This is a genomic window from Streptococcus parasanguinis ATCC 15912 (genome assembly GCF_000164675.2).
Lineage (GTDB): Bacteria > Bacillota > Bacilli > Lactobacillales > Streptococcaceae > Streptococcus > Streptococcus parasanguinis.
Genome location: NC_015678.1, coordinates 1769114 through 1791407, shown reverse-complemented (window position 1 = coordinate 1791407; position 22294 = coordinate 1769114). Strand labels below are relative to the sequence as shown.

Annotated in this window: 19 protein-coding genes; all 19 read right to left on the bottom strand. The window is 42.8% G+C overall.

The window, feature by feature from the left end:
• Positions 1-7 precede the first annotated feature (7 nt).
• Positions 8-1318 carry a bifunctional folylpolyglutamate synthase/dihydrofolate synthase gene (locus HMPREF0833_RS08350; protein ID WP_013904494.1) on the bottom strand — a complete coding sequence of 437 codons (1311 nt, stop codon included), beginning with the start codon at positions 1316-1318 and terminating at the stop codon, positions 8-10.
• On the bottom strand, positions 1319-2269 hold the full coding sequence (gene folP, locus HMPREF0833_RS08345; RefSeq protein WP_013904493.1) for a dihydropteroate synthase: 951 nt from the start codon (positions 2267-2269) through the stop codon (positions 1319-1321).
• Positions 2270-2430: 161 nt separating this feature from the next.
• A complete protein-coding gene (locus tag HMPREF0833_RS08340; protein ID WP_013904492.1) occupies positions 2431-3162 on the bottom strand; it encodes a CPBP family intramembrane glutamic endopeptidase in 732 nt (243 codons plus the stop codon).
• A 72-nt stretch (positions 3163-3234) separates the two neighbouring features.
• On the bottom strand, positions 3235-4428 hold the full coding sequence (locus tag HMPREF0833_RS08335; protein ID WP_013904491.1) for an acetate kinase: 1194 nt from the start codon (positions 4426-4428) through the stop codon (positions 3235-3237).
• 51 nt (positions 4429-4479) lie between these two features.
• The gene (locus tag HMPREF0833_RS08330; protein WP_013904490.1) at positions 4480-5433 is read right to left on the bottom strand and encodes a class I SAM-dependent methyltransferase; all 954 of its coding nucleotides are present in this window, start codon (positions 5431-5433) and stop codon (positions 4480-4482) included.
• 30 nt (positions 5434-5463) lie between these two features.
• Positions 5464-5931 (bottom strand): competence type IV pilus minor pilin ComGG, encoded by a 468-nt coding sequence (gene comGG, locus HMPREF0833_RS08325; protein WP_255309063.1) that lies wholly within the window; start codon positions 5929-5931, stop codon positions 5464-5466.
• The gene (comGF, locus tag HMPREF0833_RS08320) at positions 5888-6340 is read right to left on the bottom strand and encodes a competence type IV pilus minor pilin ComGF (protein WP_003019060.1); all 453 of its coding nucleotides are present in this window, start codon (positions 6338-6340) and stop codon (positions 5888-5890) included. The genes comGG and comGF overlap by 44 nt, the downstream gene beginning before the upstream one ends.
• A complete protein-coding gene (gene comGE / locus HMPREF0833_RS08315; protein WP_013904488.1) occupies positions 6330-6617 on the bottom strand; it encodes a competence type IV pilus minor pilin ComGE in 288 nt (95 codons plus the stop codon). Before comGE ends, comGF begins: the two co-directional genes overlap by 11 nt.
• A complete protein-coding gene (comGD, locus tag HMPREF0833_RS08310; RefSeq protein ID WP_041818518.1) occupies positions 6583-6987 on the bottom strand; it encodes a competence type IV pilus minor pilin ComGD in 405 nt (134 codons plus the stop codon). The genes comGE and comGD overlap by 35 nt, the downstream gene beginning before the upstream one ends.
• Positions 6977-7294: a competence type IV pilus major pilin ComGC gene (comGC, locus tag HMPREF0833_RS08305; RefSeq protein ID WP_003019171.1), complete on the bottom strand. Its 318-nt coding sequence runs from the start codon at positions 7292-7294 to the stop codon at positions 6977-6979. Before comGC ends, comGD begins: the two co-directional genes overlap by 11 nt.
• Positions 7291-8322 (bottom strand): competence type IV pilus assembly protein ComGB, encoded by a 1032-nt coding sequence (comGB, locus tag HMPREF0833_RS08300; protein WP_115276785.1) that lies wholly within the window; start codon positions 8320-8322, stop codon positions 7291-7293. Before comGB ends, comGC begins: the two co-directional genes overlap by 4 nt.
• Positions 8255-9196 carry a competence type IV pilus ATPase ComGA gene (gene comGA, locus HMPREF0833_RS08295; RefSeq protein WP_013904485.1) on the bottom strand — a complete coding sequence of 314 codons (942 nt, stop codon included), beginning with the start codon at positions 9194-9196 and terminating at the stop codon, positions 8255-8257. The genes comGB and comGA overlap by 68 nt, the downstream gene beginning before the upstream one ends.
• A gap of 85 nt (positions 9197-9281) precedes the next feature.
• Positions 9282-9674 (bottom strand): DUF1033 family protein, encoded by a 393-nt coding sequence (locus HMPREF0833_RS08290; protein WP_037617571.1) that lies wholly within the window; start codon positions 9672-9674, stop codon positions 9282-9284.
• Between the two features lie 225 nt (positions 9675-9899).
• A complete protein-coding gene (locus tag HMPREF0833_RS08285; RefSeq protein WP_013904484.1) occupies positions 9900-11003 on the bottom strand; it encodes a glycosyl hydrolase family 8 in 1104 nt (367 codons plus the stop codon).
• A gap of 8 nt (positions 11004-11011) precedes the next feature.
• Positions 11012-12322: a glycosyltransferase family 2 protein gene (locus HMPREF0833_RS08280; RefSeq protein WP_013904483.1), complete on the bottom strand. Its 1311-nt coding sequence runs from the start codon at positions 12320-12322 to the stop codon at positions 11012-11014.
• Positions 12323-12464: 142 nt separating this feature from the next.
• Complete coding sequence (locus tag HMPREF0833_RS08275; RefSeq protein ID WP_013904482.1) at positions 12465-13253, bottom strand: hypothetical protein; 789 nt, start codon at positions 13251-13253, stop codon at positions 12465-12467.
• A complete protein-coding gene (gene wecB / locus HMPREF0833_RS08270; RefSeq protein WP_013904481.1) occupies positions 13253-14407 on the bottom strand; it encodes a non-hydrolyzing UDP-N-acetylglucosamine 2-epimerase in 1155 nt (384 codons plus the stop codon). The genes HMPREF0833_RS08275 and wecB overlap by 1 nt, the downstream gene beginning before the upstream one ends.
• A 407-nt stretch (positions 14408-14814) precedes the next feature.
• On the bottom strand, positions 14815-18468 hold the full coding sequence (gene rpoC / locus HMPREF0833_RS08265; protein ID WP_013904480.1) for a DNA-directed RNA polymerase subunit beta': 3654 nt from the start codon (positions 18466-18468) through the stop codon (positions 14815-14817).
• A 159-nt stretch (positions 18469-18627) separates the two neighbouring features.
• A complete protein-coding gene (gene rpoB / locus HMPREF0833_RS08260; protein ID WP_013904479.1) occupies positions 18628-22197 on the bottom strand; it encodes a DNA-directed RNA polymerase subunit beta in 3570 nt (1189 codons plus the stop codon).
• Between the last annotated feature and the right edge of the window lie 97 nt (positions 22198-22294).

The following is a 22294-nucleotide window of genomic DNA, read 5'->3' as shown; positions in this document are numbered from 1 at the left end:
TCATCTCCTAGTTGGATTTTTCTGTTTTTAATAAATAAGGTCGTACCTGGCTAAGGAAGTAGAGCGACCCCGTTACAATGAGGAGCTCATCGCCTTCAGCTTGCCAGTTTTGTAGAAACTCTTGCCAGTTGACTTTCTCAAGCTGATGCTTTTTCGCAGCAGCTTTTATCTCTTCTTGAGAATAGGCTCTTGGATCTTCAAAGGTCGTGAGGATCAAGCGACTATTTTCCAGTTCCTGCCACTGAATGAGCATCTCTTCTAACGCTTTGGTCCGGATGCAGGTAAAAAGAATGGTCTTTTTTTGACTTGGGAACAGTTCCCGAAGACTTGCGATTAAAGGCGCAACGGCGTGGGGGTTATGGGCCCCATCTAGCAAGATCATGGGATTTTGCGAGACCACTTCCATCCGGCCAGGCCAGACGACTTGATGCAAGGCCTCATCCACTAACTCTCTTGACAAGAGTTCACGCCCTTCTCTTTCAAAAAGTACATCACAGATACTGATCGCAAGAGCTGCATTTCTAGCCTGGTGATGACCCAAGAGCGCTACTTGATAAGAGGCTTTTTCTCTTTTGGAACTGTGATAAGAAAAGGATTGACCTGATAGACAAGAGGTTTCTAGCTCAACTTTGTAATCTCTGTCATAGGCTGTTATCGGTGCCTGCTCCTGAATCGCAATGCCTTCAATGACTTGGCTGGCTTCTGCTTCTAATTTCCCTAGAACCAGAGGAATTCCTGGCTTAATGATGCCTGCCTTTTCACGGGCGATGGAAGCCAGATCTGGCCCAAGAAGAGCGACATGATCCAAGCCAATCGAAGTGATCGCAGTCAGAACGGGCTGACAGACATTGGTACTGTCTAGTCGTCCCCCCATACCGACTTCCATGATCACATAATCCAACTCCTCGTGAGCAAAATAATCATAGGCAATCGCCGTCATCACTTCAAATTCAGTCAAACCTTGAAAGATAGCCCTTGATTCTTCAGCTTCCAGGAGCTGCTGGTAACTATCCAGGTAGGTTTGCAGGTCTTGATCCGCAATAGCTTCGCCATTAATGGTGATTTGGTCATTGTAATGGATCAGATAAGGAGAGGTAAAAACTCCAACGCGTAAACCTGCCAGCCTCAAGAGTTGGGATAAGGTAGCAATGGTAGAGCCTTTGCCATTGGTCCCCGCAACATGAATGACCCGACAGTCTAAGTGAGGATTTCCTCTCAAAGCCATGAGAGCTTCCATGCGCTCCAAACCGAAATGTGGATCTTGGGAACGATAGGCTTCTAGCCAACGAAGATCCAACTGATGTTCTTTTGTCTTCATTTACTTGTATTGTTTTAAATTGGTATCTGCTGCCTCTTGGGCTTGGAAAATGGCTTGCCCCAGACTGACTGCCATCTTGTGAAGGGGAATATCATGCACCCGTACTACTTCGACTCCTTGACTGGCTGCAATACTGGTCAAATGGCTCGAAGCCAGGTCCCGATTCCAAAAACCAGTCTCCGTTGCAGGATCTGTCTCAAATCCAGCCTCCTCAATAATGTTGACCACAAAGCGTTTGCGGGAGACCCCTAGAAAGATCGGATACCCCTTTTGGTGAATCGTCCCAAGTTCTTGTAATAAGAGTAAGTTCTCACGCTTGGTCAAACCAAAACCAATCCCAGGATCCAGCATGATACGATCCATCTGGACACCAGCTGCTTTCGCTACCGCAAGAGAGCGGTCAAAGAAGGTCCACATCAAGTCTTGAATCGGTTCTTGAGCCATCTGTTGAAGTTCTTGCTCTGAAAAGACTGGTTCAAAACCAAAACGTGGAAAGATAGTGGAACTTGGATGATGCGGTCTTGCCATCACTGGATTAAACATGAGAACCGCGCTCGCTTCATGCTCCGCAACCACAGCAGCCATCTTAGGATCTCCAAGAAAACCAGTAATATCGTTGACAATATCAGCTCCAGCTTCCAGCGCTGCGGCTGCCACCTGTGACTTCCAGGTATCTACTGAGATCAAGACATCACTTTCTTTCCGAATGGCTTTAATCACCGGAACCACGCGGTCAATCTCTTCTTGGATCTCCACATAATGACTACCTGGTCTGGTTGATTCTCCTCCGATATCGAGGAGTTGAGCTCCTTCTTGGATCAGTTTTCTCGCCTGCTGCAAGGCTGCATCTACACTCGTATACTTACCGCCATCAGAAAATGAATCCGGAGTGACATTTAAGATCCCACAAAGAAGGGTCCCTTGGCCACTCAGCCATTTATTATCAATCATTTTCGTCCTCCTTTGATTCCCTTCCTACAGCATGATTGCGAACAAAAGAGGCTAGAACAAATGTTCTAAACCTCTGAGTTCATTCTCCATACGGATTGCTTATTTTTCTGACCTTCTGTACGAAGGTTCTGCATCAAAACTCATTGGTACCTACCATTTTATCATAATTTATCATGGAAGAAAACTCTCGATACCGGCAATAAACAAAGGAGGAATACAGCTGGATAATAATAAGCTAGCGCATTCAAGGTCATATGGAGACAGATGCTATACTCGATCCGCTGGTAGCGATAAGCCACCCAAGTTAAGATCAAGGACATGCCTCCGTAAGCTACCCATTCCCCTAGGGTACTCGGTCCATGCAAGTAAGTAAAAAAGAGAGCACCGGCTAAGTAACCGATCGGTTCTGCCCCTCGAAAGATCAAACGAGGGATGATGGCCCGACAGAGCAGCTCTTCTAGAATCGGAGCGACAAGGATCACGACCATTCCCATAGCAAGAAAAGGAGCATGAGATTGTAGTTCATTCAGAGCCGCTTGGTTTGCCGTCGTACCACCTGCCTCTTGTTTCAACAAGGGATAGGCTAGCAGGTTATTAGCCATCAACAAGAGAAGAAAAAGAAAATTTCTCCCCAGAGCCGGCCAGGTTATGACCCGAACATCTAAGTTCTCCAGAGGGCTCATCTTGATGACCCTATAAAAAACAAAGAGTACTGCCACTGTCGCCAAAAGAGTGAGGATAGTGACCCACCTTGCATCTACTCCTTCTTGAAGGGAATAAACCATGGTGATGAGGGGGAATTGTGAGAGAAAGAATAAGGGCACAAAAAGAAGGAGCCAGAGGGCATTCTGACATAATGGGTGCTCTCGAATAAAAGACTGTATATTTTTCAATGGACAACCTCTTTCTTGTATAAAATAAGAAGACTGGGGCTTTCGCCTCCAGCCTTCTCACTTTATTTCAGTTTACTGATTTTTGAAACGTTCAACGTCACGCGCAATCACCAACTCTTCATCCGTTGGAATCACCAATACCTTCACACGTGAATCATCTGTGGAAATATCTCCGATAGCTCCAAAGACGTTCTTTTCAGGGTCGACCTTGCAGCCAAACCAGCTGATTCCATTGATAATAGAAGAACGAACGTTTACTGCATTTTCACCGATTCCTGCTGTAAAGATGATGGCATCTGCCCCGTTCAAGACAGCTAAGTATTGACCGATGTATTTTTGCAAACGATCGATAAAGATATCGTATGCCAATTTGGCTTTTTCGTCTCCATTGTGCATCGCTGTATGAATATCCCGCATGTCGCTAGAAGATCCAGAAACACCCAGAAGACCTGATTCACGATTGAGGATACGGCTGATATCTTCAGGCTTATTGAAATCCTCTGTATGCTCCATCAAGTAAGGAATAATCGCTGGATCGAGATCCCCTGTACGGGTTCCCATCATGACTCCACCTAGAGGGGTGAAGCCCATTGAGGTATCGACAGAGATTCCCTTGTCAACCGCTGTAACAGATACACCATTTCCAACGTGGCAGGTGATCAATTTCAATTCTTCTAATGGTTTTCCAAGAAGTTTAGCAGCTTCACCAGCTACATACTGATGACTGGTTCCATGAGCGCCATATTTACGAACCTTATTTTCTGTGTAATATTTAGTTGGAAGAGGGTAACGATAAGCTTTTTCCGGCATGGTTGTATGGAAAGAAGTATCAAATACCACAACACTGGTAATATTTGGACAAATCTCTCTAAAGGCACGAATTCCAGCTGCATTTGCAGGATTATGAAGAGGTGCTAACAAAGACAATTCTTCTACTTTTCGAAGGACTTCGTCATCTACCAAGGCAGAATCCTTGAAGTATTCTCCGCCAGCAACGACGCGGTGGCCCACACCTGTAATCTCATCGTAGGATTTGATAATATCAAAACGAATCAAATCATCCAACAAAATTTTTACAGCTTGTGTATGGTCCTGGATATCTAATACTTGTTTTTCAGAGCGTCCATCAAATTTAACGGTTGAAATAGAATCCTTCAAACCGATCCGTTCAATCAACCCTTTTGCAAGAACAGTTTCCTCTGGCATTTGGTACAATTGCCATTTCAAACTAGAGCTTCCTGCATTAATAGAAATTGTTTTCGACATATATTCACCTCATTAAGCGTTTTCACTTCCTCTATTATATCAGATCTTTGATCAAATTTCACTATCCTTTAACCAGTTTTGGAAACTTTCCATGAAGTGAACCACCTGATCTTGATCCTGGAGATCGGTAAAAGGATAGACAAAGGGCTGAACAGACTCTTCTTCTTGTTTTCGTAGGACGAAAATCGTCTTAGCATAGGCTGGATTTGAAAAAAGAGATTCTGGCAAGGTCAACATGGCAAGGATTTGGGCTTTGTCTGTTAGCCAAGCTTTCAACAGATCACTCTGAGGGCTTGTCAAGAGGTTATTTGGAGCTAAAAAGATGGCAACTCCTTGAGGTTTCAGATATTTCAAAGCCTGTTCCATCATGAGGTGATGGGCATAGGTATGGCCTTCGGAGCTCACTACCTGATAGCGCTGTGCAATCGCATCATCTGGATAATAGCCAATCGGTAAGTCGCTAACGATCAAGTCACTTTCTTTTAAAACTTGTGGACGCACCGCGTCGCCTTGTGCAAAGACAACGCTAGACTCCATCACATCTGCGATACTAGCAGATAGGTCAATCAAGAGATCATCTACTTCCAATCCCAAGTAATCAATCGTGAGACGGCTATTGTTGACAATAGTCTCAGCGAGATTTCCGGTTCCACTTCCCACTTCTAAGACATCCAGTTGGTCGCTTTTAGCCAACTGATCGATCAAAAATGTAATGATAAAACCAATCGCATCTGGTGTGAACTGGTGATTCGCTTGTAAAGGTTCTGTCTGAGCAGCTTTCATAAAAAGGAATTGGTAGGCTCTGCGCCATTCTTCCTTACTTAAACCTAGTTCTTTTAATTTTTTGCTATTGTTTTTAACAATGTCTAGGTCTGTCTTGCCCTCCAAATACATGACATTCTGTTCAATCAAGGCATCATAAAAGTTGGTCGACAATTCATTTTGAATACTTTGAGTGTTTTCTAATAGATAGGTATAGGCTTGTTCAATTTTTTCGAAATTCATGATTTCCTCCGCACCCTATCATACCAAAAATTAGTCTTTTTCGCTATTTTCTGATGGTTCCTTGGTCTCGTTTGGCGTCTCTTCAGAAGGCGTTTCGCTCCCTGCCTTCTCCTTATCTTTCTGTGTCTTCTTCTTTTCTTTTTGACTCTTGCTACTTTCTTTTTCTTCCCTTACAGGAAGGATAAACTCATAGCTTTCGCCATTTATCTCAGCTTGGGCATGAAGAAAACCAGTATCCTGCCTTAGCTGAACTGTTCCAGACTTTAAATGAATCTCTGATGTCTTCTCATCACTCTTTCTCTTTTCAAGAGCCAATTGCACCAAAGCATAGGCCCGAAGACGCTCTTGACTCGTCTCTAAGATTCGTCTCTCCGCAACCTGACGGTGCAGGTAAAACTGAAGCAAGAGACTAAAAATCGCTGCCATCAAGAGAGCGTAAAGCAAGACACCAGCCTTAACTTTTTTCATTTTGTATCGCTGGTACCACATGGTAGACATACTCCCTTTCTAGACCTTCTTCAAAATCCAACCGCAGATGAAGCAAATCTCCCTCCTGCCAAATTTGGCTAGAGCGAACACCTGAAATCATAGGCTGATAGCCCCTGCCCTTATCATCTGTTTTTCGGATATCATCTCCTTTAGATTGGCCAATAGCAATTGGTTTTTGATCCTGAACCAAGTAGATATGATTGTCCGCTACTTTTTCAAAATGACTCCGGTCCAATTCCACCTGCAATTGTTGCTGAAAAAGTATCCATTCTTCCTGCTTTTGATGCGCCTGGTAGTCCAATTCAGCATGCAGAAGCTTGGTCAAGCCTTGAAAGACCAACACTCCCCCACTAAGCACTAAGAGAGCGACCAAGGCTTCGAGAAGGGTAAAGGCCTTGACCTTTTCTTTATTCCACATGCAGCACCACCTTTCCTTGATGATAGACCGTGAGTTGATCGGCATCTTTTTCGACTTGAACCTGAATACCATTGGCCTCAAGATGATTTTGCCCTGTCTGAAGTGCCATTTGAGCGACAGATAAGACTTCTACCTCTTTAAAATCCGCTAGTCGCTCCTTGCGCGAACGGCGGATCTCCCCTAACAATAAGGTCGTAATCATGGCAAATAAACTCAAGGCTACCAAAGATTCTATGAGAATACTAGCGGGAACGGATTCTTTTTTTAATTTTCCCATTTCCAAGCGACAGTTGATAGGTCACCACTCCTCTCTGTGTCTGAAAGTGAACATTGGCCAGGGATGAATTGCCACCTGCACGGTCTAAACGAATAGTTTTAGGATCTTGCAAAATGACAGAATCAGGAATCTCCACCGTCTGATAAGGCGTTTGAATCTTCCTTGCAGTCACTTCAACATCCAATTCCGTTTGCCTTGCCAGCGCTATTTTCTGGCTTTCTTGATAGAGGTGTTCAAACTCTGCAAAAAATACTTTTTCTTCTACCTGCTGAAAGCTCGTCTTGATCGATCCCGATAAGCCCAGATAGATAAAACTAACGATCATCAAGGTCAGAAGGGTCTCCACCAAAGTGAAGGCCTTAATCTGCAACCGCACGAGTTTCTCCACTATTTTTCGCATAATAGGAACGGTAGGATTCTGCTTGTTTGTTGGTAATATTTCCATCAGCAATCAGTTTTGCTAGAGTGGCTTGGTCATTGGTATGATTGAGCTCGTACAATTCAGCCTGACTTTCGACCACCTTCACAACCGCTGCATTTCCTGTCTCTTTCACGGAGTCTTTTTGCTTGGTCAAATTCGGCACAAAGAGCAATAAGAGCACACTGATGATCAATAAGACCACCAACATTTCAATAAGTGTAAAGGCTTTAACCTTATAGGTTTTTAATTTTTTCATAAATGAACCTCCATATTTTGATAAATCGGCAGCAACATGGCTGCATAGAGTAACACAATCACAAGAGCTACAAAGACAAACACCAAAGGTTGTATCACATTCATAGCCTTGTGAACCCGACGAAAGAAATCTTCCCAGGTTTTTTCAGCGTAGATTTCTAGCTCACTTCCGAGCTTTGATTTGACTTCACCATATTCAATCATAAGGGGCAATTCTTTTTTGAAAAAAGGATACCCCCTGACCGTCTCTGAAAAGGACTGGCCACGATCTAAAGAAAGAGCTAAATCCCTTCCAATTTCTTGAAAAAGCTGGGATTTTTGCTCCTGCATCATGGAAAAAATCTGAGACAATTCCAATCCTTGCCCAATCAGATTTCCCCATTCTCTGGCATAATAGGCTGTCAAATAAGCTTGAATCATGCCTTTCCCGAAAGGCAGATGAGACAAAGTTCTAAAAACGTTGATCTTGCCTGACTGGCGGTAATAGAGAAAGCCGAGTAAGAAGAAGGTCACCAGTCCCGCTCCTAAGGCCAAAAAGAGTTGGGGGAAGGAACTGATCAATTGCGTCCCAATATTTTGAGCATCCATTTGAGGGAGCAAATAATTGCGCAAGCCTAGCATAATCAGAACCAAAAATCCAAGCAAGATAAGAGGATAAGTGCTGACCTCAATCAGCTTTTTCTTGACCTTGCACATGTTTTCTAAGTAAGCACTGATTTTCTCCAAGCTCAATGCAAGATTGCCATGGAGCTCAGCGAGAGACAGCTGTGTCGTGACCGCATCTGAAAAACCGATCCCCGCCATCATATCTGAGAAACTCTTCCCACGAGAGAGATCTTCCCGCATCTGAGAGACCAACCGACTCTCCACTAGGTGGGAGCGACCCAGAAAATCGACGATCTCAGACAGATGAAAACCACTCGAATAAAGATTCAAAAATAATTCGATGATTTGCTTTTGTTTAGCGGTAGATAATTTTTTCGGCTTGCGCCTGAGCCAGCTGGATATATCCCGATTGAGCCAAGAGATCCATTTGTTGGTTCCAGCGGCTGGCCGAGTGCTCTTGGTAGTTTTCCGTTGCAAAATCGACAACACCTCCTCCTGCAATTAATCGTTGGTAGCAAATACCTTGTAAAACAATCTTGAGTTCTTCCTCACTCACTCCAAGCTCTAAAAGGCGCTCATAAACACCTCTAACGCTCTTGGCATGAATCGTAGAGAAGACGGTGACCCCTGTCAAACTAGCTCGTACAACTGCACGGGCCGTTTCCTTATCTCGGATCTCCCCAATAATGAGAAGATCCGGTCGATGACGTAAGGAGAGTTTGATCAGGTTGTCATAGGTCATGCCGATCTGGTCATTCAGCTGGAGCTGAAGCATATTCTCTTGCTTGATCTCGACAGGATCTTCAATGGACATGACTTGCTGATCTGCAAAGCGCTCTTGCGCCAGAGCGTGCATGAGAGTGGTCTTTCCCGAACCAACGGGACCCGCAAAGAGATAAAGCCCACGACCAGCCAATTTCTTCTTCAAGTCTGGCAACTGATCAAACCAAAACCGCAATTCGCGTTCCTCATCATGCAAAAGCCGAATGACCAAGCTTTCATAGCCACGATAATCCCCCACCGTCGACAAGCGAATCGAAACCACTCCATTCTCCAAAGGGTAATCACACGATCCTAGCTGGCTGCGCCTTTTTTCTCCCACATTCATCCCTGCTACAAATTTAAAATGGCTGATAATAGCCGTCATCTCCTCAAAAGGAAAGGATTGCACAAAACGCCTCTCATCTCCAACCCTCATAAAAACCTGATACTCCTCCTTCCGAGGAATGAAGTAGAGATCCTGAGCTTCTTCCTTCTTCCCCATACGGATCAATTTTTTTGCAATTTCTTGAACCATAGTTCCTCCTCTCACTTATACTATTCGAAAAAGAAAACAAAAAAGAAGACTTTCTAGATCGCTCTAAAAAATCTTCTGATTTTTCTTATGACAGGGATTTTGTACTCTTATTCGGGTCAAGAGTAAATTGACAAGAACGGTGTTTCCGACTCCCTTTTTCCTTTTCGTAACCTGGACGGAGCTTGCTTTTTGGAATTTTGTGTTCATCTTCCAAAAGAACGAGCGAGTGGAATAACTGCACATCTTCACTGCAGTCCTCACACCACTCTTGCTCTTTGGAATCCCAAAAAACTGTCATGAGATCACTTCTACTCTTATAACTTGGAAAGTGCGCATTTAAATCTAACCACTTCTGCTTGTAGTATTTTAAAGCCTGATAATAGTCTTCAAATTTCCGACTACTGACGACATCTTCTTCCCATCCATCCAAAAACCACCAGGGCTCACAGTCCCCAAACATTTCAATCACTCGATACATAAACTCTTCCATCCTTTATATCCTCTATTATATAGAAAATCCTTTGAGAATAAAAGCTTTCTGCTCACAGAATGAATTTTCAAGTAATTTTCATAAACTTCCCATTTCTTTTTTTTGAAAATAGACGGTCAGATTCAGTTTGGGACTTTTTTTTGAAAATAAATTAAAGAGCCCCTACAAAATAGAAGTGCTATCTTGTGAGACTCTTTTTCTAACTTCAAATGATTAGAACAGTTCAAGTGCGATCATGGTTGTCATTGTTGCGTCATAATAGTTATTAAGAGGAAGATCCTGTGTAAATATATATTTATTCTGTTGAACCAATTTTAAATAACTCTTTTCTCTTTCAGACGCAAAAATTATTGGTGCAAGGAAACTTGCAGCCTGATGATTATTCAATGCCTTCCCTTTCAAATCATATCCAGCATATAAGTTTCTCTGATCATTAAAGAAACCTAACATTTTTTTTACCATTTTTTGACTGACTGGATCCTTACTTTGAACGAGATTATATGGAAGACGGCAAGCATTATAAGAATAAGACCCATCATACTTAGATTCAATCGTGTTCGGATCTGCCACACGAGTTCCCTGTTCCTCTACCCAAATGAAATCAGGTAATAAACCTGTATTCGATTGCGAACTAATCGTATCTAGTTGCTTCAACATCTTTTCTTTAATATCTAACCACTTGGGATCTTGCGTAACTTCATAAAAGACCTGGAATTGTGCTGGCAGTGTATCAGAAGTCCGCATCAAATGATAAAAATCCGAATCCCCATTAGCCCAATTTCCAACTGTTAGAACACCTGTTTCTTCATTGTAATTATATTTTAAGATATCTCCTAAAATAGCTTTAGCTTGAGCTTGGTATTTTTTAGCTTGCTTTGGCCATTGATGGGACGCTTCTAGCAAAGAATAAGCAATATAAAGATCCCCATCTGTTGCATTATGATCCTCAGCTGAAACCTTTCCATCTGAGATCGTTTGTTTCCAAGACATCAACTGGGTATCCCCTAAGCGGTGTTTCAGATAGTATTGATAGAGACGGTCAAAGTCTTCTTGGTAGGCCTGGCCTTTTTTTGCAGCCTCTACTGTAATCAACATCCCGTAACTTTGCGCCTCAGATAAGACGACTGTCTGATTTGAATCATTGGTAGTACGAATATAAGATTCCTTCCCCTTTGAAACAACAAACTGTTGATTCCACTGGCGATAGATTCGATTTCGCATCTCTATCTTGCTTCTAGTTCTCGCAAAAAATAAGGTCATACAGAAAATGCAAAGAATAATCACAAACCATAAATATCTAAACTTTTTCATTTTCATAAAATCTCCTACCCCGCGAATCGTTTTGTTTTAACCCATTTTGTTCCCTCACGATGCAACAGTTTATCCATCACAATAGAAGAAACAGCATCAACAGATACAATAATAAACAGTTGTGAATAGGTGAAATACGCGGCCAGGGCTAACCAAATTTGTTTGATCGTTGCCTGACCAAACTGCGATGCTAGTGCAACATTGATCTGAAGAAGATAAATTCCAATCATCAAAATCCAATTAAACAACATTAATTGAGCAATATAAATATTATCAGAATCAAAGGCAAATGGTATTTGAATTCCTGGGACGACTGAATGGATACAGATAGCTAAAATGTTTGCGAAAAAAATCAAATCTGATAAAATGATCGCTGCATTAAACCAAAAAAAGATGCAGGAGTAATTAATGACTTCCAACTTCACACGCCAATTTCCTTTTCCAAATAGATGTTTAAAGTTGGAAAGAACTACCTCATAATTTCCTTTTGCCCAACGCTTACGTTGCATATAATAACTCTTCAGAGTTTCTGGTTCCTGTTGAAAAGCTTCTGAATTATACGCGAGAGCAATCAACTTCCCACTTTGCATAATCTTAAAGGAGATATCCGTATCCTCTGTCAAGGCACCATTTTTCCAGCCTCCAATACTCTTTACAAATTCGGTTTGGATAATAAAGTTTGTCCCTGGAATCCGTCCAATCTTAAAGAGATGCCACATGCCGACATGGTGAACCCGTTGGGTGACGACAATTTCTTGATTGATACAATGTGTTAAAAAATTTTGCCCTGCATTTCGCGTCTTATTTCGACCAAAGGATGCCACATGACGTTCCGGATCTTTAAGTACTTCCTTCACTAAAAAATAAAGTGCATTCTTTTCAGGCATAGCATCTGCATCGTAAACACAGATATAGTCTCCTGTAGCCATCTTCAAAGCATCATTAAGAACACCTGCTTTTCCACCTGTTCCGCTTCGATTAATAATTGTTAAATCGCGTCCTGCGTACTCTGGCAATGCTTGGACTGAAAGACACTCTTCATAGGTCCTATCCGAACAATTATCTGCAAACAGCAATAATTCGACACGATCATGTGGATAGTTCATGTCAAGAATCGCTTTGGCTGTTTGAGCAATAACCACATCCTCGTTATGAGCTGGTACAACAATGGTCACTTTAGGGTAATACGGAAGGGGATCCGTATTGACACGAAAATCACTATGTTTGAACCAAAAATGAACGGCCGAGAAGAGAATCACCAGTCCCCAGGCTAAAGATAACCAAATCGAAATCAGGGCAATAATCATCACAATTTGACTAATCATGGTGCACCGCCTTAAAATTTTTATTCACAGAATGGTAAATCATCATATAATCCACAAATAATACAATGAAGCATAAAACAAAAAATACACTGATACCTACGGCCATGTTAAAAAATAAATTCGTTAATGTCATGTTTCCCTCCTAATATTCAACAATGATATCTGTCTCTAGTTGACGTTTTAAATGACTAATCAAATCTTTATAATCACCATACTTTGTTTTATTTGTTTGATCCACTACAACAAATCCTGATTGAAATTGCACCGATTGCTCTCCATCTTCTCCACAAAAAACAAGGTTTTCCAATTGATTTTTTATCACGGAGTCATATTCGTTTTTCAGATCCCTCTGGCTATCAGAAGATAAAAATAAATAATTACCATCCGATACATAATACAAACTTTCATCTTGTTTGACATATTGGGATAAAAGATCGTGGATTTGGTTCAACATTTGGCTATATTCTCCAGGCTGTAATTTGAAAAATAATTCCTCATGAGACCAGTGAATTAATAAGGCTTGGATCTTCGTATTATTTCGATCTTCATAGGATTCAAATCGATTACAATAATCTACATCAGCTTCTGATTCTTGATCCTTTATTTTTGCATGTTCTTTGAAAAGATGATCTCGAACTTGAATTAAGATTGCAATCAATAGCGGAAAACTGAAGAGTAGTAGCAAAGACTGGTGAAATGGAATATAGACAATACCTGCAACTAAGAATACAATTCCAAAGGCAAATGAAAGAAGGATCGTCCACGTCAATAATAAATCAGACAAAACAATAGCAGCAAATAACCCTGTTATCAAGAACAGTCCTTCTTCAATAAGAATTTCTTTTGCAAAAAATAAGCAGTACAGAAATAGAAGAACTTCATAAACGATCAGAATCAGCAACCATCTACTTAACTTATCAGTTTTTTTCATTAGTTTTCATCTCCCTCATGAAATTCCTCAACGGCATCTCCCAAAGCAAAATAATGTTTAATAGCTTGTACAATTCGGGCAGAGGCTTTTCCGTCCCCATAAGGATTTCGTGCATTTGCCATTTCAAAGTACAGTTTTTCATCATTTAACAGCTCTGTCATCGTAGATTTAATGGTTTCAGGATCCGTACCGACCAATTTTAAGGTTCCTGCTTGAACTCCCTCTGGGCGTTCTGTCGTATCTCGCAATACCAATACTGGTTTTCCTAATGATGGGGCCTCTTCCTGGACACCCCCAGAATCTGACATAATAAAGTAACTTCTAGAAGCTAAATTATGGAAATCAAAAACATCTAATGGCTCGATGAGATGGATTCGTTCATGATTTCCCAAAAGATCATACGCTACTTCTTGTACTGCCGGACTCAGGTGAACCGGATATACCACTTCTATATCTGGTTCTTGATCAACCATTTCCCTTAAAGCAGCAAATACAGCTCTCATCGGGGATCCTTGATTCTCTCTTCTATGCATCGTTACGAGGATCAATTTTTTGATTGGATCCAATCGATCCAAGACCTCATGATGATAATCTTCCTGAACAGTGAGTTTCAGTGCATCAATAGCTGTATTCCCTGTGACCACAATGGAAGAATCGGAATGATTTTCTTTTAATAGATTAGCCTTACTTTCGCCAGTCGGTGCAAAATACAGATCTGCTAAATTATCTGTCATTTGGCGATTCATCTCTTCTGGAAATGGAGAATATTTATCAAAAGTCCGCAAACCAGCTTCGACATGACCAATTCTTACTTGATTGTAAAAAGCAACTAAACTGGTAGCAAAAGTAGTTGTTGTATCTCCATGAACCAATACCATATCTGGTTTTTCTTTTTTAATGATTGGATCTAGTTTATCTAAAATCTTAGTTGTAATCTCTAATAAGGTTTGGCTTTTCCCCATGATATTCAAATCGTAATTTGGTACAATTTTAAAGGTCTCTAAGACTTGATCCAGCATTTGACGATGCTGAGCAGTGACTACTGTAACAGTTTGAATCATTTCACTTTGTTTTTGCAATTCCAACACCAAAGGAGCCATTTTTATAGCCTCGGGTCGAGTTCCAAAAACAACCACTATTTTCAATTTTTCCATAAACTTCTCCCGTTGAAATGCATGCTATATCAACATTTTTTTAATATATGTACATCTTTTCTCATTCTACCTCCAATTAGTTTAATTGTCAAACATTTTTTCGTGTTTTATTTACAAATTACTAATAGTTAGTCATTTATTTATTTTAGGCTTTGTAATACATATCCAATAAAATCACTAATTATCAATATTTCACCCCTTTTGTTTTGAGATGTTTAAATTTTTAGTAAAATAAAAATAGGTTTTTTATACATTTATTAGTTATTTTTTATTATTTTTAGAACCCAAAAAAACAGAACACTTGGTTCTGACTTCTTTGGACTATTCTACGTATAAAAAGAGAGAAGACCATTCGATCTTCTCTCTTTTAGCTTTTCTTTCATCGCCCTACTAGAGGCAACAGGCCCTTATTCTTCTACGACTTCAGCTGTTTGAACTTCATCGACTGTTCCATCTATTAATGGCACTTCTTCGATGATTTCAATTTCATTAATCGCTTGTGGCTCCAAGTTACGGTAACGGGCCATACCTGTACCAGCAGGAATAATCTTACCGATGATAACATTTTCCTTGAGCCCAAGGAGATGGTCTTTCTTACCGCGGATCGCCGCGTCAGTAAGAACACGAGTTGTTTCCTGGAAGGAAGCCGCTGACAAGAAACTATTGGTTTCAAGCGAGGCTTTGGTGATTCCCATAAGAACTGGACGCGCAGTCGCAGGAACTCCACCAGAGATAAGGACATCCTTATTAGCATCTGTAAAGTCTGTAATATCCATGAGAGTACCCATGAGAAGGTCTGTATCTCCTGGATCCATGACACGTACTTTACGGATCATTTGACGAACCATTACCTCGATGTGTTTGTCGCCGATTTCTACCCCTTGGCTACGGTATACTTTTTGTACTTCCGCAAGAAGGTAAGTTTCAACAGACAAGACATCACGAACGGCAAGGAGACGTTTTGGTTGGATAGATCCTTCCGTAAGAGCCTCACCACGAGAGACTTGATCTCCCACTTCGACTTTCATGCGGGCAGTGTAAGGGACAACGTATTCACCCTCACCAGTTGCTCCACTAACAAAGACTTTCTTGGTACGTGTAGAAGCATCTTCTTCGATCGCTGTGACTTCCCCTTTGACCTCAGTGATGACCGCTTCCCCTTTTGGATTGCGGGCTTCAAAGATTTCTTGGACACGAGGAAGACCCTGAGTGATATCGGTATTTGAGGCAACCCCACCCGTGTGGAAGGTACGCATGGTCAACTGTGTACCAGGTTCCCCGATAGATTGGGCAGCGATGGTTCCGACTGCTTCACCCACTTCAACCGCATCACCAGTCGCCAAGTTGATACCATAACAGTGACGGCAGACACCATGGCGGGTGTTACATGTAAAGACAGAGCGAATAGTGACTTCTTCAACACCAGCATTGACAATTTCACGTGCTAAGTCTTCTGAAATCAAAGTATCTGGACCAACGATCACTTCACCTGTTTCAGGGTGTTTAACAGATTTCTTCGTATAACGACCTGTCAAGCGTTCTTCCAATGGCTCGATCATTTCCTTACCATCAGTAATGGCACGGATCACAAGTCCACGGTCTGTTCCACAGTCATCTTCACGGATAATGACGTCTTGGGCAACGTCAACCAAACGACGAGTCAAGTAACCTGAGTCGGCTGTCTTAAGGGCCGTATCGGTCATCCCTTTACGGGCACCGTGAGTTGAGAAGAACATTTCCAATACAGACAAACCTTCGCGGAAGTTTGAAAGGATTGGCAATTCCATGATCCGTCCGTTTGGAGCGGCCATCAAACCACGCATACCGGCAAGTTGCGAGAAGTTTGAGATGTTACCACGGGCTCCAGAGTCCATCATCATAACGATTGGGTTCTTCGGATCTTGGTTATCCACCAAGCGTTTTTCCAATTTCTCACGAGCTGCACGCCATTCAGCTGTAACGGCATTGTAGCGTTCGTCATCCGTGATCAAACCACGACGGAATTGTTTGGTGATTTGTTCCACACGTTTGTGAGATTCTTCAATAATTTCTGCCTTATCTTCAACGACCGGAATATCGGCAATCCCCACTGTCAAACCAGCAAGGGTTGAATGATGGTAACCCAAGTCTTTCAAGCGGTCCAAGAAAGCAGAAGTTTCGGTTGTACGGAAGCGTTTGAAGATTTCCGCAATGATATTTCCAAGATTTTTCTTCTTGAATGGAACGTTCAATTCCAATTTCTCAATCGCCGCTTTCACATCTTGACCAGGCTCCAAGAAGTACTTAGCTGGAACGCCTTCTGTCAAGTTGGTATTGTTTGGCTCTTGAAGGTATGGAAGCTCTGCAGGCATGATATCGTTAAAGAGGATCTTACCAACAGTTGTCAAGAGAATCTTGTGTTGTTGCGCTTCTGTCCATGGTTTGTCCAAGCTATCGGTCGCAATTCCGACACGTGTATGCAAATGAACATAGCCATTACGAAAGGCCATCACTGCTTCATCACGATCTTTGAAGACCATGCCTTCCCCTTCACGACCAGCTTCTTCCATAGTGAGGTAGTAGTTCCCCAAAACCATGTCCTGAGATGGGGTAACGACTGGTTTCCCGTCTTTCGGATTCAAGATGTGCTCAGCAGCCAACATCAAGATACGAGCTTCTGCTTGGGCTTCTTCTGAAAGTGGTACGTGGATGGCCATTTGGTCACCGTCAAAGTCAGCATTGTAGGCTTCACAGACAAGTGGGTGCAAGCGAAGAGCTTTCCCGTCAATCAAGACTGGCTCAAAGGCTTGGATCCCCAAACGGTGAAGGGTCGGTGCGCGGTTCAAGAGAACTGGGTGTTCTTTGATCACTTCTTCCAAGATATCCCAGATGCGTTCATCTCCACGTTCGACCAATCGTTTTGCAGCTTTAACGTTTTGTACGATATCACGCGCAACGATTTCACGCATCACGAATGGTTTAAAGAGCTCGATGGCCATTTCACGTGGCACACCACATTGGTACATCTTAAGAGTTGGACCAACGGCGATAACGGAACGTCCTGAGAAGTCCACCCGTTTACCGAGCAAGTTTTGACGGAAGCGTCCTTGTTTCCCTTTGAGCATGTGGCTCAATGATTTCAGTGGACGGCTACCTGGTCCTGTGATCGGACGACCACGACGACCGTTGTCGATCAAAGCATCAACAGCTTCTTGGAGCATCCGTTTTTCGTTCTGCACGATGATACCAGGGGCATTCAACTCAAGCAAACGCGCCAAACGGTTGTTCCGGTTAATCACACGACGGTAAAGGTCATTCAAGTCAGAGGCAGCAAAACGGCCACCATCCAATTGGACCATCGGACGAAGATCTGGTGGAATAACCGGAAGGATGTTGAGGACCATCCATTCTGGCTTGTTGCCAGATTTGTAGAAGGCATCCAAGACATCCAAACGACGCACAGCCTTCACACGTTTTTGACCAGTTGCAGTCTTCAATTCTTCTTTCAAGAGAGCAATTTCAGCTTCCAGATCCACTTGTTTCAAGAGGTCTTGGATCGCTTCTGCACCCATCTTAGCTACAAAGGAACCTGGTCCGTATTCACGCAAGCGTTCACGGTATTCGCGTTCCGTCATAATGGATTTGTGCTCAAGTGGAGTATCTTTTGGATCGATCACCACGTAAGCTGCGAAGTAGATGACTTCTTCAAGGGCACGAGGACTCATATCCAAAGTCAATCCCATACGAGAAGGGATTCCTTTGAAGTACCAGATGTGTGATACAGGTGCTTTCAACTCGATGTGCCCCATGCGTTCACGACGAACTTTCGCACGTGTTACTTCAACCCCACAGCGGTCACAAACGATCCCTTTGTAACGGATCCGTTTGTATTTCCCACACGCACATTCCCAGTCTTTTGTAGGTCCAAAGATGACTTCATCAAAGAGACCTTCACGTTCTGGTTTCAATGTACGGTAGTTGATTGTTTCAGGTTTCTTGACCTCTCCATAAGACCATGAACGGACCTTGCTTGGAGAAGCTAGGGTGATTTGCATACTTTTAAAACGATTTACATCAACCACTATTTCTTACCTTTCCTTGTTTTCATACTTGTTTCATTTGGATACAGCTTAGGTGGGGGAAGAAAGGAAACTTTCTTGCCACCTCCTTGTGTCTGCATCTTGTTATCGAATCATCCTGTCAGAAACATTGGTTTCTCGCAGGACAATCATTTTTACTGATTATTTTTCTGATTCTTCAGCATCAAAGGCCGCTTTTGCTTCCTTGGCTGCTTTTTCACGTGCTTTTTCAAGGTCATCCACATGAATCACATCATCGTCTTCCCCTTCATCGAGGTCACGAAGTTCCACTTCTTGATCATCTTCGTCCAAGACACGCATGTCAAGACCAAGAGATTGCAATTCTTTGACAAGAACGCGGAAGGATTCTGGTACACCTGGTTTTGGAATTGGTTTACCTTTGGTAATCGCTTCATAAGCTTTCAAACGTCCGTTGACATCATCTGACTTGTAAGTCAAGATTTCTTGAAGGACATTTGATGCACCATAAGCCTCAAGGGCCCACACTTCCATTTCCCCGAAACGTTGTCCACCAAATTGAGCTTTCCCTCCGAGTGGTTGTTGGGTAACCATTGAGTATGGTCCGACTGAACGGGCATGGAGTTTATCATCAACCATGTGGTGAAGCTTGATCATGTACATGACACCGACAGAAACACGGTTGTCAAACGGCTCACCTGTACGTCCATCGTAAAGGATGGTCTTGGCATCGCTATCCATACCAGCTTCTTTCACAGTATCCCAGAGGTCTTCTGAGCTTGCTCCGTCAAAGACTGGTGTTGCGATGTGGATGCCCAAGTTACGAGCTGCCATACCAAGGTGAAGTTCCATAACCTGACCGATATTCATACGTGATGGCACCCCAAGAGGGTTCAACATGATATCAACCGGTGTACCGTCTGGAAGGTAAGGCATATCTTCAACTGGAACAATACGAGACACAACCCCTTTGTTTCCGTGACGACCGGCCATCTTATCTCCGACGCGAATCTTGCGTTTTTGTGCGATGTAAACACGAACCAACATGTTCACACCAGATTGCAATTCATCTCCGTTTGCACGCGTAAAGATCTTAACATCACGAACGACTCCATCTCCACCGTGAGGTACACGAAGAGAAGTATCACGCACTTCACGAGATTTATCTCCAAAGATCGCGTGAAGGAGACGTTCTTCAGCAGAAAGGTCTTTTTCACCCTTCGGTGTTACCTTACCGACAAGGATATCGCCTTCTTTTACTTCCGCACCAATACGGATAATACCTGTTTCATCCAAGTCACGAAGAGCATCTTCCCCGACGTTTGGAATTTCACGGGTAATTTCTTCAGGGCCTAACTTGGTATCGCGTGTTTCTGATTCGAATTCTTCCAAGTGAACAGATGTGTAGACATCTTCTTTCACCAAGCGTTCGCTCATGATAACGGCATCCTCGAAGTTATACCCTTCCCAAGTCATGTAAGCGACGATTGGGTTTTGACCAAGGGCCATTTCCCCTTTTTCCATCGATGGACCGTCAGCAATAAAGTCGCCTTTTTCAACGACATCGCCAACTTTTACAAGGGTCCGTTGGTTGTAGGCAGTACCTGAGTTTGAACGACGGAATTTTTGAATATGGTAGACATCAAGCGAACCGTCTTCACGACGAACTTCTACCTTGTCCGCATCTGCATAAGTGACTTTACCATCATATTGAGCAATCACTGCAGCTCCTGAATCATGGGCTGCTTGGTATTCCATACCAGTACCCACATAAGGTGCTTTTGGATCGATCAATGGGACAGCCTGACGCTGCATGTTGGCACCCATGAGGGCACGGTTAGAGTCATCGTTTTCCAAGAAAGGAATACATGCTGTCGCAACAGCAACTACTTGTTTTGGAGAAACGTCCATGTAGTCGACTTGATCAGATGGGAATTCTTGGTTATTACCACGGTGACGTCCCATAACGATTGGCTCAGCAAAACCACCTTCTTCGTTCAACTTAGAGTTAGCCTGTGCGACAATGTACTCATCTTCTTCATCGGCTGTCAACCAAACGATTTCGTTGGTCACCACACCTTTTTCACGGTCTACTTTACGGTATGGAGTTTGGATGAAACCATATTTGTTCAAGTGTCCGTAGGATGACAAGTTGTTAATCAAACCGATGTTTGGTCCTTCAGGTGTTTCGATTGGACACATACGACCATAGTGGGTATAGTGCACGTCACGCACTTCATATCCGGCACGGTCACGTGTCAAACCACCAGGCCCTAAGGCAGACAAACGACGTTTGTGAGACAACTCAGAAAGCGGGTTGTGTTGGTCCATGAACTGGGACAACTGTGAAGATCCAAAGAATTCTTTAATTGCTGCAGTCACTGGGCGGATGTTGATGATTTGTTGTGGTGTCAAGACGTCGTTATCTTGTACAGACATCCGTTCGCGAACGTTTCGTTCCATCCGTGAAAGTCCAAGACGCACTTGGTTGGCAAGCAATTCACCAACGGCACGAATCCGACGATTTCCAAGGTGGTCGATATCATCTACACGGCCAAGGCCTTCTGCAAGGTTCAAGAAATAGCTCATTTCTGCCAAGATGTCAGCTGGAGTCACAATCCGTACTTTGTCAGATGGGTTGGCATTTCCGATGATGGTGACAACGCGGTCTGGATCTGTTGGAGCGACAACTTTGAATTTTTGCAATTCAACTGGTTCTGTCAAAACAGCAGCATCATTTGGAATGTAGGTGATTTTGTTCAAACCGTTATCCAATTGTTCTGAGATGCTGTCGATCACATCGCGCGTCATAACAGTACCAGCTTCTACAAGGATTTCCCCTGTTTCAGCATCTACCAATGGTTCTGCGATTGTTTGGTTCAACAAGCGGTTCTTGATATTGAGTTTCTTGTTGATCTTGTAGCGACCAACTGGTGCCAAGTCATAACGACGTGGATCAAAGAAACGGGCTACCAACAAGCTACGTGAGCTTTCCGCTGTTTTTGGTTCACCTGGACGAAGACGCTCGTAGATTTCTTTGAGGGCTTCATCTGTCCGTGAATCCATTGGATTTTTGTGGATGTCTTTTTCAATGGTATTGCGAACCAATTCGCTGTCCCCAAAGATATCGATGATTTCATCATCTCCAGAGAATCCAAGAGCACGCACAAGAGTTGTAAATGGAATTTTACGTGTGCGGTCGATGCGCGTGTAAGCAATATCTTTTGAGTCAGTTTCAAGCTCTAACCAAGCCCCACGGTTCGGGATAACAGTTGATCCATAACCAACCTTACCATTCTTGTCCACCTTATCATTGAAGTAGACACCTGGTGAGCGGACCAACTGAGATACGATAATCCGTTCTCCACCATTAATGATAAAGGTTCCCATTTCAGTCATGATTGGGAAATCACCAAAGAAAACTTCTTGGGTCTTGATTTCACCTGTTTCTTTGTTGACCAAGCGGAAGGTCACAAAGATTGGTGCTGAGTAGCTGGCATCGTGGATGCGCGCTTCTTCAAGCGAATACTTGGGGTCGCGGATTTCATAACCCACAAATTCCAATTCCATTGTATCCGTGAAGTTTGAGATGGGAAGCACATCTTCAAATACTTCCTTCAAGCCATGATCCAAGAAATCTTTGAATGAGTCTGTCTGGATTTCAATCAAGTTTGGTAAATCAAGAACCTCTTTGATTCTTGAAAAACTACGACGGGTCCGATGTTTCCCGTATTGAACGTCATGTCCTGCCAAAGTTTTTTACTCCTTTTTCCATACTAGGATAGCTTAGTAAAACGATTTCTACCACCTATCCGATTTTAACTACATTAGTGTGATTTGCATCACGTGA

Bases quoted from the DNA above. Each gene is read 5' to 3' on its own strand.
- HMPREF0833_RS08350 (WP_013904494.1), bottom strand. From the start codon at position 1,318: ATGAAGACAAAAGAACATCAGTTGGATCTTCGTTGGCTAGAAGCCTAT.
- folP (WP_013904493.1), bottom strand. From the start codon at position 2,269: ATGATTGATAATAAATGGCTGAGTGGCCAAGGGACCCTTCTTTGTGGG.
- HMPREF0833_RS08335 (WP_013904491.1), bottom strand. From the start codon at position 4,428: ATGTCGAAAACAATTTCTATTAATGCAGGAAGCTCTAGTTTGAAATGG.
- HMPREF0833_RS08330 (WP_013904490.1), bottom strand. From the start codon at position 5,433: ATGAATTTCGAAAAAATTGAACAAGCCTATACCTATCTATTAGAAAAC.
- comGG (WP_255309063.1), bottom strand. From the start codon at position 5,931: ATGTCTACCATGTGGTACCAGCGATACAAAATGAAAAAAGTTAAGGCT.
- comGF (WP_003019060.1), bottom strand. From the start codon at position 6,340: ATGTGGAATAAAGAAAAGGTCAAGGCCTTTACCCTTCTCGAAGCCTTG.
- comGE (WP_013904488.1), bottom strand. From the start codon at position 6,617: ATGGGAAAATTAAAAAAAGAATCCGTTCCCGCTAGTATTCTCATAGAA.
- comGC (WP_003019171.1), bottom strand. From the start codon at position 7,294: ATGAAAAAATTAAAAACCTATAAGGTTAAAGCCTTTACACTTATTGAA.
- comGA (WP_013904485.1), bottom strand. From the start codon at position 9,196: ATGGTTCAAGAAATTGCAAAAAAATTGATCCGTATGGGGAAGAAGGAA.
- HMPREF0833_RS08290 (WP_037617571.1), bottom strand. From the start codon at position 9,674: ATGTATCGAGTGATTGAAATGTTTGGGGACTGTGAGCCCTGGTGGTTT.
- HMPREF0833_RS08285 (WP_013904484.1), bottom strand. From the start codon at position 11,003: ATGAAAATGAAAAAGTTTAGATATTTATGGTTTGTGATTATTCTTTGC.
- HMPREF0833_RS08280 (WP_013904483.1), bottom strand. From the start codon at position 12,322: ATGATTAGTCAAATTGTGATGATTATTGCCCTGATTTCGATTTGGTTA.
- HMPREF0833_RS08275 (WP_013904482.1), bottom strand. From the start codon at position 13,253: ATGAAAAAAACTGATAAGTTAAGTAGATGGTTGCTGATTCTGATCGTT.
- wecB (WP_013904481.1), bottom strand. From the start codon at position 14,407: ATGGAAAAATTGAAAATAGTGGTTGTTTTTGGAACTCGACCCGAGGCT.